Source organism: Erythrobacter ani, assembly GCF_019204025.1.
Lineage (GTDB): Bacteria > Pseudomonadota > Alphaproteobacteria > Sphingomonadales > Sphingomonadaceae > Erythrobacter > Erythrobacter ani.
The window spans coordinates 350,705-366,057 of the sequence record NZ_JAGSPB010000002.1 but is presented as its reverse complement, the minus strand read 5'-3'; the positions used below and the strand labels follow the sequence as shown (position 1 = coordinate 366,057).

Sequence of the window (15,353 nt, the reverse complement as noted above, 5' to 3'; positions counted from 1 at the left end):
CAATTACTTCTTATAAAATATCAAGGAATAGCCATTAAGCGGCACAACAACGAAGCCTTGATTGGCGCCGTTGCTCCCACTGCCGCCGTCTCCACCACTATTGCCGCTACCGTTGGTTGATGTTCTTACTTTGGTCCGATTGCCTGCAGAATCGTACTCGTACTCTGCCGACGCCTGGTCGCCCGCACCCTTGTCTCGATCCACTTGGGTCAGGCGGCCAACGGCATCATAAGAGTAAGTCGCAGTCTCCTGCGCTTGCACCGCAGTCGATGCCGATGCCGCGAGCAGAAACGAAATAATAGTTGACACGAGGAACCTACACTTCATGCCTATACCCCTTCTAGCGCTGACCTAGGACCTTCAATCAATCGTTGTTAATGTTGGATGAGGATCCATCTATGACCAATCAGCAACTTCACTACTTTTGTGTCGGTCATTATGGTGGATTGTCAAATGGAAAGCATCAAATTCTAATGTCGACGTATTGAGTTCCCCTCAGAATTCGACCGAATGAGAATTAGATGGACAAGAGAAACCCATCATTAGGCAGTACCGGATATCTATTTCCGTCACCGGGGCCAGCTATTGGTCAAGAATTCGGGCAGCGCATATGCGGAATCGACCGTCAAGAGACATTTTTCTATGACCTCAAAGATATTCGCTTGGCGATCTCACTGCTAGCCACAACGGGTTAGCGAGGCAAAGAGTTTGCGGCACCATATTCACTAACCGCCTAACGGCGTGCGGTTATTGGTAATACCGTATATCTGGCACTCACGTTCGCTTCGAAGTTTTGAAGACCTGCGCTTCCAGCGCGGTATCGTTATCGGCCGTAAGATTGCGCTGCTTTGGCGGAACCCTCTTCGATCTCTTATCGGACTCTGCACTATGTCCCAGCGGATTACGCACTTCCGACACTTCGGTCATTGTTGTTGGTGTCGCGAACAGATGCTCGTAACGGCGAGCACCGCGTAGCAAAGACAAATGGCGAGGCCCGCTAACTGTAGCGAGCAGTCTACATCGATGGTGAGAACCTAGAAGATTATGTGTGCTACAGGCCCGCGGGCTCCAGATCTTCGTCTACGCCCCAGAAAGCGCTCTCAATTCATGGCAGCCCATTCGAGATCGCCAGCAAGTGGGCAGGTGGATGAATGATCGAGCGGAAAGTCTCACTTGCTCTGCGCCGGCGAAAGTGGGTTCATGAAGATGAGACCCTATGGAGTTCTTTGTCGCGGCATCGGTGAGCCGTAGTGGCTTTGAGCATGGAATCTGACATAAGGTAACCGGCTTGCTTATATGCGATTATCGTACGAGCACACGGCGTTGGCGGTTCCTGTTGTGACTCACAATCCTGCCTGATGCCTATCGTGCCTCCTGATCTTTTGGCCCAGAGTTGACAGTGGAAAACTAGGCGGAGATCCGCCAGTTTGGCATCCGTACTTGCGCTGCGACGCATGCATCTTGAAAATCTAGCCAACCGATATCGTCGAACAGGCATAGCAATCCACACCAAGTAGCTGACGTTATGTCTCACTTTGACATACTTCAAGATCGCACCACCCGAAAATAGGGCAACTTATTCGAACAATTTTGTATTTTATGCGGAATTTGCTAAGCTGATTCTTCGAAAACATCGATTGCTCGATTTTTTATCGATTCATACATTACTTATTACTTGTACTCCAGTGGATCGCTTTAGTTACTACGTTATAATCTAATGACTCCATTAACATGTGGAGCGCAAATGAGCCAATTATTTCGAAGAGACTCAACAGTTCACATATACATCGATCGATAATGAATTCATGACGACTTTCTGCTTGTGATTGCTGAACAATGTGCCATTCTATTGACTGTCAATAAGGATGATGGAAGATGAATCTCCACTCACGGTGATGCTTCTCTCGATTGAGTGATGGTAAAATTTGGTGCGATATTTCTGGGTCAAATCGAAATGAGCTTTTGTGTCAGAAGGACATAATGGATTTGGTCACGTGAGCAAACTTTGTCAGATGCCATCAAAAAAAGGGCAGCCAGATAAGGCTGTATTAAAGGGGGTGATGAAATTGGGGCAACTTTCAAGGTAGGCACTAGGTGGTGCCTTGATCGCCCCGCACGTGAACGCTCCCGGAACCATCAGCTACATTTATGACGTCGGAAGGTGGCTTATAAAAGTCGGCCGGGTCGGTGTTGTGAATAACTATAATTTGACTGCATACGAGCACGGCAAGGCGAATAGCCGCAAGCGCGCTAGAAATACCGGAGCTTAGATAATGAAGGCATCTTTTCGGAGGAACTATTATGGGTGCTGCACGTAATTCGTGCGCGCTGGCTGAACTGCTGCGCGCTTCTCTCTTGGGTTCCACTTTTCTAAGTGCAGGACTCGCTGCCCCTGCGGTGGCGCAGCAGACAGCTACCACGCCTGATCCCTACCTCAATACCGAGAAGCATGGCGTCGATCTGGTTACCGGACGCCATTATCTCGACATTGTCGAGGGTACGATCGGCCCCGAAGAAGGCGGTATTTCTTTAGTTCGACATTATAGCGGTACCGGTCTTCAGGACAACTGGTCGGGCTCGATCAATGTGAGTGGATCTACCGCGACGGTGAGCCTTGGCAAAATCGCTGAGAAGTTCGTAATGCAGAGCGGATCATGGGTTTCCACAAAAGCCAACGGCGGAACACTCGTGAACAACACGCAAGGGTGGACCTACACTTCACCGGGCGGAACTAAGATTGTCTATCGCAAACCGGAATCCTTTGCGCTGTTAATTCCGGACCCAAACATGCAGTATGGTGGTCCGGGATGTTCGTCCGGGACTAATTGCGGCCTTCCTATCCAAGTGACGAGGCCCAACGGAGTTGTCTACACGATTTCGTGGGAAATTCCTTCGAGCTGCTGGCAAAATGGCCAGCCTTTCATTCCCGGAGGTGGTGCAAGCGAAGGTGGCAGCTATCAATGCTACGCGCCTTTCCGTATGGTCTCGGTCAAGAGTAATTCGAGCTACGCGATGGTTTTCAAGTTCGAAACCGACCAGTCGAGCTTCAATGGAGGCTTTCCTGCAACGGCGTGGTTCAATCGTAAATCGGTGACCTTCGTCGACACATCGCAAGAAGCATGCCCCGGGAGCACTTGTTCACCTTCTGGCGCGAATTGGCCGAAGGTCACGTACTCCCGCCCGTCATCGACCGTCCTTGAGATCAACAACAGTCAGAGCGGTACGTGGCGGATCACGCAAGGTACCAGTGCGACATCGGTTCGTAAGCCCGGGCGCACAACCGACAGCCTTGTTATTAATCGCGATGCTGCTGGACGCGTGACCTCGATTGTCGATGATGGAGAAACCAAAAGCTACAGCTGGGGATCAAGCAGCGGAAATACAGTGGTTACTATGACTGACCCCGATGGAAACGATGGTCAGGTCGTTTCGAACCCCGCGGTAGGACGCCCGGGCACGATCACCAATGCGGTCGGTGGCGAGATCACCAATATCTACGATGCCAATGGGCGGGTCGAACGCACGACCTATCCAGAGGGTAACTACGTCCAATTCACACGCGACGCCCGAGGGAACATCACCGCAACGACCTTGGTAGGGAAAAACGGGCCTGGCGTCGGCAACATCGTCACCTCTGCAGGATACGATGCCACTTGTTCGAATGCACTCAAGTGCAACAAGCCCAACTATACAATCGACGCTCGCGGAAACCGTACGGACTACAGCTATGGATCGCCCCATGGTCAGGTGACCAAAATCGAGCGACCTGCTCCAGCTTCGGGCCAACCCCGTCCCACGACCAACATCACTTACAATCAGCTCTATGCGCAGCAGAAGAATAGCAGCGGGGCGCTTGTCAATCAGACGACGCCACAGTGGAAGGCCACGCTCTACACCACCTGTATGACGGCAGCGACGTGTTCAGGAAGCGCCAATGAGCAACGTGTCGCGATCGCCTATAATACGCCCAATCTTTTGCCAAGCAGTGTCACTGCCTCGTCTGGCAATGGTGCGATCAGCGCTACAACCACTTTCGCCTATGACAGTCGCGACAACCTAATCCGTGAGGACGGGCCGCTGTCGGGTTCGGGCGATACGGTCCACTATTTCTACGATTCTTCGGATCGGCGGCGTGGTGTCATTGGCCCAGATCCCGATGGCGGCGAAGCCAGGCAACGAGCGGCCGCTCGTTACACCTTCGATAGCGGTAATCGGGTTGTCAAAGCTGAGTTCGGCACAGCGACAGCAGCGACAGAGGCAGCACTCAACGCCATGACCGTGCGACAGACCGTTGATAATACCTACGACGGCAAAGGGAATCTGACGGTCGAACGACTTAAATCTGGCTCCGCCACTTACCGGGTGGTCCAATACAGCTATGACACGCAAAACCGCGTCACATGTACAGCCTTGCGGATGAACCCGGCGAACTGGAATTCGCTGCCAGCATCGGCTTGCACGCTGAGCGCTCAGGGATCGCATGGTCCTGATCGGATCACCCGCCGACATTACGATCGCGAGGATCGGGTCGTGCGGGTTGAAAGCGGTGTCGGAACCACGATTGTCTCGAACCAATATGCCGCGACTTTCACCCCCAATGGTCGGACCGCCACTCTGACTGACGGAGAAAGCAATCGTACCACTTATATCTACGATCATCACGATCGGCTCTCGCAAACGCGGTTCCCGCATCCCACAACCAAAAATCTCAGCAATACAGGTGATTACGAGCAGTTCGGCTACGACGCTGGTGGCAATATCACCTCTCGCCGTCTGCGCGACAATCAGACGATCATCTACGGATATGACAGGCTGAACCGGCTCACCTCCAAGAACCTGCCGGGCAGCGAGCCAGATGCAGCCTACGCCTACAATCTGGTTGGCGCGATGACGAGCGCGGTGCAAAACGGCCAGACGCTTAGCTTTGGCTTCGACGCTCTCGGTCGCAACACCAGTCAGTCGGGGCCGCATGGCACAATGAGCTATCAGTACGATGCCGCCGGTCGTCGCACGCGGATGACTTGGCCGGACGGGTTTTTCATCACCTACGAATACAATGCCGATGGATCGCCCAAGGCGATCCGCGAGAACGCATCGCTGGCGCTTGCCCAGTACAATTACAATTCGGTCAACCAGAACACGAGCGTCACCTATGCCAACGGCACCAGCCAGGGCTTTGCTTTCGATGCGATTGAGCGGCTGGCGACGTTGACCACGAACCTCTCCGGCGCATCGGCGGACAACACGCGCACCCTGAGCTATAACCCTGCAAGCCAGATCGTTCAGGCTGTCCAATCGAACGATATCTACGCGTTCGGCGGGCTGCCCGATGGCGATCGTTCGTACTCGGTAAACGGCCTCAATCAGTTTACCCAGGCAGCGGGCGCCGTGCAGGGTTATGACGCACGCGGGAATCTCACGAGTTCGTATGGCGATATCCTGACCTATTCGAGCGAGAACTTCCTCAAAGGGATCACGGGCGAGGTGAACCTAACCTACGATCCGTTTGGGCGGCTTTATCAGACCGATGGGACCCCCGGCGGAGGCGGGATCACGCGCTTTGGCTATGACGGGGTCGAACTCATCAGCGAGTACAATAGCGCGAACCAGTTGCAGCGCCGCTATGTCCACGGTTTTGGCATCGACAATCCGATCGTCTGGTACGAAGGGTCCGGCACGAATGACCGCCGTTATCTCCATGCCGACGAACGCGGCAGCGTGATTGCCATATCGAATGGATCGGGCGGACTGGTCTCAGAGAACGCCTATGACGAGTTTGGTATTCCGGATGGAGACAATACCGGGCGGTTCGGCTATACGGGACAGACTTGGCTTCCCGAGGCGGGGCTGAACTATTACAAGGCCCGTATGTACTCGCCCACCCTTGGCCGGTTCCTCCAGACCGATCCGGTCGGCTATGCGGACGGGATGAATATATACAACTATGTCGAAAGCGATCCGGTGAATTTTATCGACCCTACTGGAATGACAGGCTGTCCTGGAGGTACTTTGCCTACTTGGACTAACGTGTCGCCTCCTGCTTCCAGTGGCGGAATCACTTCCCACTTTGAGTCAGTTTGTGGAGGGCTCACAAACGGTCAAGGCGCAGGAAGAAATGACCTTGCCAACGAAGCTGCCCGCGACGCTGCTGAATGCAGAGCTAAAGGAGGACGCCCTGGAGGAGGATCAGGCGGAAACGTCGATTGCGATTATTCCGATAGGCCGCAAAGTGGACCGTGCTCTTGGGCCCCACTAAGTGGTTCTAGTGCCCAACTCGCCGGTGAGATCCAGCGGAGCAATCTTTTTCACGTCTCTGCCCGCCTAGCGATTGGTCGAACCGCGCGAACCGGAAATGAGCATCTGTTCTTCATCGTTCGATTGGCAGACGGAGGGTTTGGCACGACGAGCATATATGAGGGTCGGCCGGGCGATACTGGCCTTGGCTCTCGGATCGCATTCAACTCAGCATTGCAGACATATGGCGACCGATTAGTTGGCCAATTTCATACTCATCCAAGCAATGGGATATACCCGTCATACCGGGATGGAAAAACGGCAAATGAACGTGGCATTCTCTCTTTTATCGCTGGTGACAACGGACAGGAGCTTGGCAACGTAGTTGTAGGAAAGGAGCGCATCTGCAAATGAGCACATCGCAAGCCCCGGTTTTATATACAATCTCGCTTGCCGCACTCTTTCTTGCTGGCTGCACGGAGAACGCAGAAGAAGGGCGAGTCCAGGATTGCTATGTGGAATCCGGTGGGGAGAGGATGTTTTTCGGCAGTCCCGAATGCCTGTCTCAGTTTGAAACTGAGAAATTCAATGGATATTGGTTGGTTGCCTACGAGACTTCTTGGTTTTTTCCAACTCTAGAAGATCTTGAGCGCGGTTCAATAGAAGGGGCCTACTCTCTGAATTTCTTGGATACTCCGTCGGACGAAGTCAGCGCTCTGCTAGAGTTGCCGAGAGAGAAGGTATTTCGCGTATCGTTTGAGGGTAGCAAATCCGAAATTCCCGGAATTTATGGAGCGCTGGCAGCCCTACGTGGAGGCGTGGTTGTGAAGCACAACTTCACTATCGAAGAAGAAATCCGCGATGTTCCAGCTATCGATTGATCCACACCACACTGTTAGATTTGCGAGCATCTAGGCCACTCATTTATCGTTCCGGCTGAGGCACCAGATCACGCCAGCACAATGGACAAGCCACGAGGCGCACACGCCACACGGCGAGGCGGTTCTTGAATGACTGAGCACAGTGTCATTTACCGGACGATTGAAGTGGGATACAATCCCAATCAACTTTAGAAATTACGGCGCTGACTACCAAACGATACTCAATCCCGCCGAAGCGATGCTCCCGCATACGGATCATAGTCGGCCGGAGGCAACTCGGTCCTCGGCGCGGCCTGATCGACCGATGGCGGGGGAGCGGGTTGCGCCTGTGACGTTCCGCTCCACATGAAACCGCTAGCAATCGCAGGCGCACCGAGCAGCACGAAGCATCCCACAACGATGCGCATTCCGCGCTGCAGCGGCAGCCGCCCCGCGAGCATAAGCGCGCCCACAAAGGCCACGGAAAGCGCGCAAAGACCGATGGCGATTTCTCCGAGCAGCACTCCGTTTATCCACGTCATCGACGAATCAATTTGTGACCCGCCAGCAGGCTCGAACAGGCTGGGCTGGATTGGAGGTCCCATAGTGAATCTTCGCAGCCCTTATCGATGTGCAGGTGAAAACTCTAGCCGATGATTTCATCTAAGCGAGGCTTTTCTTAAGTTTGATCACCTTCCAAAGGGTGCCGCTCAACCAATCGGTTCAGGCGTTGAATGACACTGGCGAGGGTATGGCCGCCCAGCGGAGTTTATGTTGTCAATTCACGGGTGCCAGTGCTGATTAAAACCACTGCAAATATATAAATCACAAATTTTCTTGTCATCGCATCAATCTTGTCTTGCTTTTTTTGGCTGATGCCGCAGACTTCTTTGCTGGATGGGGAGGTCGCAACATGTCTGAAGAATTGCGCAGAGACATTTTGTTTGTCGCGCTAACGCGGCCGCAGATGTTCGCGGGCGTCACTTACACGTTCTTCGTCATCAACGCGATCATCGCCGTCGAGCTGTTTCTCATTTTTCGCGCGTGGTGGGTGCTCGTGGTCGCGGTGGTCATCCACGGCATCGGCATGCTCGCATGTCTCCATGAACCGCGCATTTTCGATCTCTGGATTACCCGTGTCCGCAATTGTCCGCGGATCAAGAATTACCGGCTTTGGAAATGCAACTCCTACCGCCCCTGACCAGAGACCCCGGCACTATCCATAAGGAAGCTCCCGCGGGCGAGCATCTCCCCTATGCGCGTCATCTCGATACTGTCACGATCGAGACACGCGACGGTTTGCTGATGCAGACCATCCGGATCGGCGGGTTGCTGTTCGAAACCGCCGATAGCGATGAGCTCAATTACCGCTCGGTCATTCGCGATGCGATGCTGCGTTCGCTCGGCAGCTCACGCTTTGCGGTTTATCATCATGTCATGCGCCGGCGGGCCGAGGCTACGCTCTCGCCGGTTACCGCAGATGACTTTTCAGCCCGGCTCGATGCGCGGTGGCAGGAACGTCAGGCGGGCAAGCAGCTTTACGTGAACGACCTGTTCCTGACGATCGTGAGACGTCCGCTCCAGGGCCGCATCGGGATCGCCGATCGGCTGCTGGGATGGCTCGCGCGCAGTTCGAAACGAAACGCCAATTTGATCGCGGCCGAGAAAAGCGCGCTCGGCCGCGCGACCGAAGCGCTCGTGGCTTCACTGTCAGCCTATAATCCGAGGGTCCTTAGTATTTACGACACGTCCGAGGGCCCAAGATCGGAGCCGCTCGAATTCCTGTCGTGCCTGTTCAATGCCGACATGCGGCCTGTCGCTCTTCCGCGCGGGGATCTGGGGCATTTCATACCGGCGCGGCGAGTGAGCTTCGGTCAGGATTGCGTCGAGCTGGCACCGGGTGGGAATCTCGATCGCCGCTTCATCGCCCTGATCTCGATCAAGGATTATCCAGGTGCGACCTTCCCGGGGATGTTCGATGAGCTTTATCGGCTGCCGTTCGAACTGACCGTGACGCAAAGCTTTGCCATGGTCGAACGCGCGCAGGCGCTAGGGCAAATGAACCTGGCGCTGCGCCGCATGAAGTCCGCCGAGGACGAGGCGCTGTCGCTGCGCGAGGAGCTTACTTTGGCCAAGGACGAGGTGGCAGCCGGTAGAGCTGGTTTCGGGGAACACCATTCGACCATAGCGATCCATGCCGATGACCTTGCATCGCTGGAAAACCATGTCGCCGAAGTCATCGCTCTGCTGGCCGATCTTGGCATCAACGGCGTGCGCGAGGACATTGCGCTCGAGCCCACATATTGGGCCCAGTTTCCGGGAAACTTTCGCTATATCGGCAGGCGGGGGCTGGTTTCGACGACCAATTTCGCAGGCCTGGCCAGTCTTCACAATTTCCCAGTCGGACAGGCAAGCGGTAATCATTGGGGCGAAGCGGTCACCCTCTTCGAAACAACGGCGGCAGGGCCATATTTCTTCAATTTTCACAACCGCGATCTCGGCAATTTCACGGTCATCGGACCATCGGGTTCGGGAAAGACCGTGGTGCTCAATTTCTTGCTGGCGCAGGCGCGACGGTTCAAACCACGCACGATATTTTTCGATAAAGACCGCGGGGCTGAGCTCTTCATCCGCGCGATCGGCGGGCAATATGATCGCTTGTCGCCGGGCTCTGCGACGGGCCTCAACCCTCTGCAGATCGACGATACGCCAGCTAATCGCCAATTTCTGATCGAATGGATCGCGCAGCTTGCGGGAGGCGCAACAAGCGCTGAGCTCGACCAGATCCGCGATGCGATCGATACGAGTTTTCAGCAACCGGTAGAGCGCAGGCGCCTGCGTTATCTCGCCGAGCTTTTCCGTGGCGGGGCCCGGCCGGAACCCGATGATTTTTGTGCGCGATTGCGCCCGTGGTGGGGAGACGGGGAGCGCGCCTGGCTATTCGACAACCCGAAGGACGAAACCGATTTGTCAGCCGAGACGGTCGGCTTCGATATGACAGCGATCCTGGATGACCCGGTCGCGCGAACACCTGCGATGTTCTATTTCTTTCACCGGGTCGAGCAGCGGCTGGATGGGTCACCCGCAATTATCGTGATTGATGAAGGCTGGAAGGCGCTGGACGATGAAGTTTTCGTGCGGCGAATAAAGGATTGGGAAAAGACGATCCGGAAGCGGAACGGCGTCGTCGGCTTTGCAACCCAGAGCGCGCAAGATGCGCTCGAAAGCAAGATTGCGAGTGCCATCATCGAGCAGGCGGCGACACAGATATTCATGATCAATCCGAAAGCGCGCGCCGAAGACTACATCAATGGATTCGGCCTGAGCCGCCACGAATTCGATCTGGTGCGCACATTGCCCGACAGTTCGCATTGCTTCCTCATCAAGCACGGGCGCGAAAGTGTGGTCGCGCGACTCGATCTCTCGGGCGAGACTGAACTGCTGACTATCTTGTCGGGGCGAGAAAGCACGGTTCGTCTGTTCGACCAGCTCGTTAGCAGGACCGGGCCCGACCCTGCGAACTGGCTTCATCTTCTGCTCGAAGAGGCGGCCTGATGCCGTGCGGGGCGATTATAACAGGTGATGAATTCCTGCTCAGGATTCTTGGGCATATCGATTGCCAAGCGCAGGTGATCGGGAGCTATGGATACCAGGCACTTGGAGAACCAGGCTCTCTCGCATCCACGCTTGTGGCGGGACTGCTTACTCTGTTTATCGCGTTGTTCGGGATTAGGTTGCTATTCGGGCCACCACCGGCCGCGCGCGATGTTGTTGTCGATTTACTCAAGATCGGGATCGTGCTGACGCTCGCCTTTTCCTGGCCCGCCTTCAGGACCGTAGTTTACGACGTCACCTTGAACGCGCCTGCGGAAATTGGGAGCCTGATCGAAGCAGGCAGCGGCAATCGGGTCACGGCACCGTTCGCCAATCGCTTGCAGCAAACGGACAATGCTATTGTTCGGCTTACCGAAGCAGGCGCAGGACGAAACACGGGAGCGTTGATTGATAGCAACCGGCCAGGCGGAACTTTCGAAGGTTCGGCACTGAAGGACGAAGAGTCATTCGGAACCGCACGGCTGCTTTACCTAGCGAGCGTCACCGGTACGCTTGCACTGTTGCGGATTGCGGCGGGTGTTCTGCTGGCCCTAACTCCTATTGTTGCAGGCCTGTATTTCTTCCAGCAATCGCGCGGAATTTTTGGCGGTTGGCTTAAGGGGCTAGTCTTCACAATCGCAGGATCGATTGGCGCTACGATTGTTCTCAGCGTTGAGCTTGCGATACTCAATCCTTTCCTAAGCGATGCCCTGAGCGTCCGCGCGCTCGGTTATGCCACCCCTTCCGCGCCGACCGAGCTTTTCGCGATTGTGCTCGCTTTCACGGTTGTGAAACTCCTGATGCTGTGGCTGCTCGCTAAGGTGGTATTCCATCGCGGGTGGCTCACGCTGCCAGATATCCCAGCCTTGCCAGCGATAACAGTGCTTCCCAGCACAGGCGCGCCGACTGCTCTGCCAGCCCAAAGCCAGACAATCATTCGTGCGGAAAGCATTAGCAACACCATCGAGAGCTCCGTGCGGCGCGAGCGAACTTCAGTGGGGGAGCGTATGGTTACCAGTGGTGTGCAGGGACCCGCCGTATTGGCATCGCCAACAGGCGCCGGCGATGCGCAAACTCAAGCAAGACTTGGCAATTCCTATCGGCGCTCGACACTGCGTGCCTCGCACTCAACCAAGCGTCGGGATAACCGTTCATGACCGCTCAGCCCGACTACGACCTCTCCGATCTACCGGTTGCGCAAAGCTGGGAGACCAGCGTGAACGATGACCTGAAGCGCTCGAAAAATAGAGCTTGGATCGTCGCGATTATCGCAGCGCTGGTTGCATTGATCGAGGCCTTGGCCCTCGTTTTCCTCATCCCGCTGAAAACGGTCGAACCATACACTCTGCTCGTTGATCGTCAGACTGGCAATGTCCAAACATTGGCGCCGCTGGATGCGCAATTGGTTGCGCCCGACGCGGCGCTCACGCGCTCATTTCTTGTACAATATGTGCTGGCACGCGAGAGCTTTACCGCGCCTACGATGCAAGATGATTATCGGAAGGTCTCGCTCTGGTCCACGCCGTCGGTCCAACAATCCTATGCGCGCGCGATGGACGCCAACAATCCGATCAGTCCGCTCGCCTACCTTTCGCGTGGATCGGTCATCAAGACCGAGATCAAGAGCGTGTCTAACCTCGGCCAAGGTCGCGCGATGGTACGTTTCGTCACGACGCGCATCGATCAAGGCGCGTCGCAGCAGCTCGCGCAGCACTGGGTGGCAGTAATCGGATACGAGTTCACAGGTGCTGCGATGAGCCACGCCGACAGATACGTTAATCCCTTGGGCTTTCAGGTCACGTCCTATCGCAAGGATGCCGAAACCCTACCCGAAGCTGGTATCGTGAACGGTGTCGATCAGGCCAGCCTGCCGGAGGGTGCGCGGTGATCCGTGCATTTGCAATCGCCACCATCGCGCTTTCTGCGATCCCTTTGTCGGCGCAGACTGTGCCAATGCCGAGCACGGACACTCCGAGGATTCAGTCGGTTCGCGGTGACATCGGTGGACCGATCCTGCTTACTGCCCTGCCAGAGACGAGCCTGACCGTTATGCTGGAGCCAGGTGAAACCGTCACTCGCGCCGTGCTGGGCGGCAATCGCTCATGGAGCGTTACAGTTTCTTCCGAGGCCGACAGTTTTCAAGTGCTTCCCGCGAGAGCGGCCAGTCCTGCGAACCTGACGATCGAAACGGACCGCCGTATGTACGATTTCATGCTTGAAACCGGTCTCGGACTTCAGGCCGCCTATCTCGTACGCCTCGAATTCGACAGATCGCAGCTAGACGAGTTTCCAGTTGCCTCACCGCCAGAGCCGATAGGCGAGCTCGTTTGGTCCTATCGGCTGCGCGGCGATCGTTCGGTTCGTCCGCTGTCAATTCGCGACGATGGTTCCAAGACCGTGATCGAGTACGCTCCCGGTCAGCCTCTCCCTGCTGTCTTCGCGATCGGTGCTTCGGGGGATGAGGAGGTGGTCAACGGCTATATGCGGGGCGAGAAGTTCGTGATTGATCGCATTCATCAGCGCCTCGTTTTCCGGATCGACAAGGAAAAGGCCACGGCCCGTCGTAACAGGAAACAGGATGCGGTTCGATGAGCGAACCCGCAGCCCTACCCGGCCCCAGTTCAGGCGATGTACGGCCCGTCATTGCCACCGGTGGCAATGGCAATTGGGGCATGTGGGCCTTTCTGGTCGTGCTCGCAATTGGCGGCGCCATGTTGTTTAACGCGCTCAGCGCGTCGAGGGAAACCGCGCAAGTGCCTTCGATTATCGCTTCGCCAGACACAGGAGCTGGCGCAATTGCTTCGCCGCCCCCGCTGCGTGTGCCAGAGCGGTTCGGCACTCGCGCGCTCCCAGAGCCCGTAATTCCAGCAGTTGAAGCCCGAACTGCAGTGCGCGAAGTGCCTGCCCCTGCATTTCAGAGACAAGAGCCAGCTCCCCTTCAGTCTTTCGCTCCGCGCCCGCTCGAAACTGTGCCGCCAGCGTCGGAGCCTCAGGTGGTCTTCGAGAACCGTTCTGCTCCATTGTCGGCTGCAGGAGAGCAACCTCGCGACCAAGAGGAGGCTGATCGTGTCTCTGCAAGCCGACTGCTCAATCCTTCCCGCACGATCCCGCAGGGAACCGTCATACCTGCCGTGCTGGAAACCGCGCTTGATTCGACGAGGGCAGGCGGTGCGCGCGCTCTTGTCCAGCGCGATGTTTTCAGCTTCGACGGGACGCGGGTACTGATCCCTCGGGGGAGCCGCCTTTACGGTGGATACGAGGCCAATCTTCAACGCGGCCAGAACCGTGCACTCGTACAATGGACCCGCCTTATTCGCCCCGATGGAGTGACGATCGCGCTCGACTCCCCTTCGTCGGATCCGCTTGGCCGTGCCGGGATCCGGGGAAAGGTCGACACCAAGTTCCTGCAACGTTTTGGCGGGGCCATTCTGCAATCGGTCCTCGATATCGGCGTCGGCCTGGCGGTCAACGAGGCAACGGACGGAGTGTTTGTCGCTCTCCCGGGGAGCACACAGAACGTCCAGATCGCCGAACCCGATGCGATCCAACCAACTCTTAAGGTAAAGCACGGAACCAGCGTCTCGGTCTTCGTGGCCCGCGATCTGGATTTTTCGAGCGTCGATCGATGAAGGCTGCCGCATGACACTAGCCGCAGCCGGATACTATCTCGACAGCTTCCTTGCGCCCCTCGCGCCGGTGCTGAAGCGGATCGACGTAACCGATATCTGGATCAACCGCCCGGGCGAGGTCTGGATCGAGAGCCTTGGCGGTGGCATCGAACGACTTGCCGATCCAAGTCTGGATGAGAAACTGCTTGAGCGCCTTGCCCGCCAGATTGCCGCGCATTCCTCGCAGGGGATCAGCCGTGCGCAGCCACTGTTGGCCGCCACATTGCCCGATGGCTCGCGTGTACAGATCGCAGCTCCGCCCGCGACGCGCCGCGGGCACGCCTTCGCGATCAGACGGCACATATCTGCCGATTTGTCGCTTGCCGATTGGCAGGACGCGGGCGCGTTCAGAGACATGACATCGACTTCCTCTGATCTTGAACGGCAACGTGTGTTCGGTCCGATTGCGGGCGAAGGCGCATCTCGATTCTTGCGCGATGCAGTTCGTGCGCGGCGCAACATTTTGGTCGCCGGAGGCACCTCAACCGGCAAAACGACGTTCCTGAACTCGTTGCTCGCCGAAATACCTCCTGATGAGAGGCTACTCCTGATCGAAGACACCGCCGAGCTTCAAGTGTCCAACGACAACGCGGTGGGCCTGATCGCTGCGCGAGGAGAGCTCAGCGAAGCGCAGATCACGGCTGAGGACTTGCTCATCGCTGCGCTGCGGATGCGCCCCGATCGGATCATCCTGGGCGAGCTGCGCGGGGGCGAGGCGTTCACGTTTCTAAGGGCGGTCAACACCGGGCATCCCGGATCTATGACGACCATCCATGCCGACACACCGCAGCGCGCAATCGAGCAGCTCGCGCTGCTGGTTCTGCAGGCGGGTTCGAAGCTCGGACGCGACGATGTGCGGCATTACGTGCGCGAGAGCGTCGACGTGTTCGTGCAACTCGAGCGAATTGGTGGAAAGCGACGGGTGAATAAAATCCTTGTCAGCACAGGGGCGTGAAGATGGCGTCGAAACGGGGATTCCTCATTAGCCATTCGTAAT

11 protein-coding genes are annotated in these 15,353 nt (G+C 56.4%); 9 read left to right on the top strand and 2 right to left on the bottom strand.

What is annotated here, in order from left to right; translation table 11 throughout:
* Nucleotides 1-3 precede the first annotated feature (3 nt).
* On the bottom strand, nucleotides 4-309 hold the full coding sequence (locus KCG45_RS08755; RefSeq protein ID WP_218316887.1) for a hypothetical protein: 306 nt from the start codon (nucleotides 307-309) through the stop codon (nucleotides 4-6).
* 1,992 nt (nucleotides 310-2,301) lie between these two features.
* Here KCG45_RS08755 and KCG45_RS08750 point away from each other — a divergent pair.
* Nucleotides 2,302-6,648: an RHS repeat domain-containing protein gene (locus KCG45_RS08750; RefSeq protein ID WP_218316886.1), complete on the top strand. Its 4,347-nt coding sequence runs from the start codon at nucleotides 2,302-2,304 to the stop codon at nucleotides 6,646-6,648.
* A complete protein-coding gene (locus KCG45_RS08745) occupies nucleotides 6,645-7,115 on the top strand; it encodes a hypothetical protein (RefSeq protein ID WP_218316885.1) in 471 nt (156 codons plus the stop codon). Before KCG45_RS08750 ends, KCG45_RS08745 begins: the two co-directional genes overlap by 4 nt.
* 221 nt (nucleotides 7,116-7,336) lie before the next feature.
* Here KCG45_RS08745 and KCG45_RS08740 read toward each other — a convergent pair whose 3' ends face one another.
* Entirely contained in the window at nucleotides 7,337-7,699 is a 363-nt protein-coding gene (locus KCG45_RS08740; protein ID WP_218316884.1) for a TrbC/VirB2 family protein, read from the bottom strand.
* Nucleotides 7,700-8,007: 308 nt separating this feature from the next.
* Here KCG45_RS08740 and KCG45_RS08735 point away from each other — a divergent pair, with 308 nt between their 5' ends.
* From KCG45_RS08735 to virB11, 7 genes are read left to right on the top strand one after another with little or no spacing between them, the layout of a single operon-like run.
* Nucleotides 8,008-8,295: a VirB3 family type IV secretion system protein gene (locus KCG45_RS08735; RefSeq protein ID WP_218316883.1), complete on the top strand. Its 288-nt coding sequence runs from the start codon at nucleotides 8,008-8,010 to the stop codon at nucleotides 8,293-8,295.
* Nucleotides 8,274-10,649, top strand: a complete 2,376-nt coding sequence (locus KCG45_RS08730) for a VirB4 family type IV secretion/conjugal transfer ATPase (RefSeq protein ID WP_218316882.1) — start codon at nucleotides 8,274-8,276, stop codon at nucleotides 10,647-10,649. Before KCG45_RS08735 ends, KCG45_RS08730 begins: the two co-directional genes overlap by 22 nt.
* On the top strand, nucleotides 10,649-11,845 hold the full coding sequence (locus KCG45_RS08725; protein ID WP_218316881.1) for a TrbL/VirB6 family protein: 1,197 nt from the start codon (nucleotides 10,649-10,651) through the stop codon (nucleotides 11,843-11,845). Before KCG45_RS08730 ends, KCG45_RS08725 begins: the two co-directional genes overlap by 1 nt.
* Complete coding sequence (locus KCG45_RS08720; protein ID WP_218316880.1) at nucleotides 11,842-12,576, top strand: VirB8 family type IV secretion system protein; 735 nt, start codon at nucleotides 11,842-11,844, stop codon at nucleotides 12,574-12,576. Before KCG45_RS08725 ends, KCG45_RS08720 begins: the two co-directional genes overlap by 4 nt.
* Nucleotides 12,573-13,280: a TrbG/VirB9 family P-type conjugative transfer protein gene (locus tag KCG45_RS08715; RefSeq protein WP_218316879.1), complete on the top strand. Its 708-nt coding sequence runs from the start codon at nucleotides 12,573-12,575 to the stop codon at nucleotides 13,278-13,280. Before KCG45_RS08720 ends, KCG45_RS08715 begins: the two co-directional genes overlap by 4 nt.
* Nucleotides 13,277-14,317: a TrbI/VirB10 family protein gene (locus KCG45_RS08710; RefSeq protein WP_255548097.1), complete on the top strand. Its 1,041-nt coding sequence runs from the start codon at nucleotides 13,277-13,279 to the stop codon at nucleotides 14,315-14,317. Before KCG45_RS08715 ends, KCG45_RS08710 begins: the two co-directional genes overlap by 4 nt.
* A 10-nt stretch (nucleotides 14,318-14,327) precedes the next feature.
* Nucleotides 14,328-15,311 carry a P-type DNA transfer ATPase VirB11 gene (virB11, locus tag KCG45_RS08705; RefSeq protein ID WP_218316878.1) on the top strand — a complete coding sequence of 328 codons (984 nt, stop codon included), beginning with the start codon at nucleotides 14,328-14,330 and terminating at the stop codon, nucleotides 15,309-15,311.
* The last annotated feature ends 42 nt before the right edge of the window (nucleotides 15,312-15,353 follow it).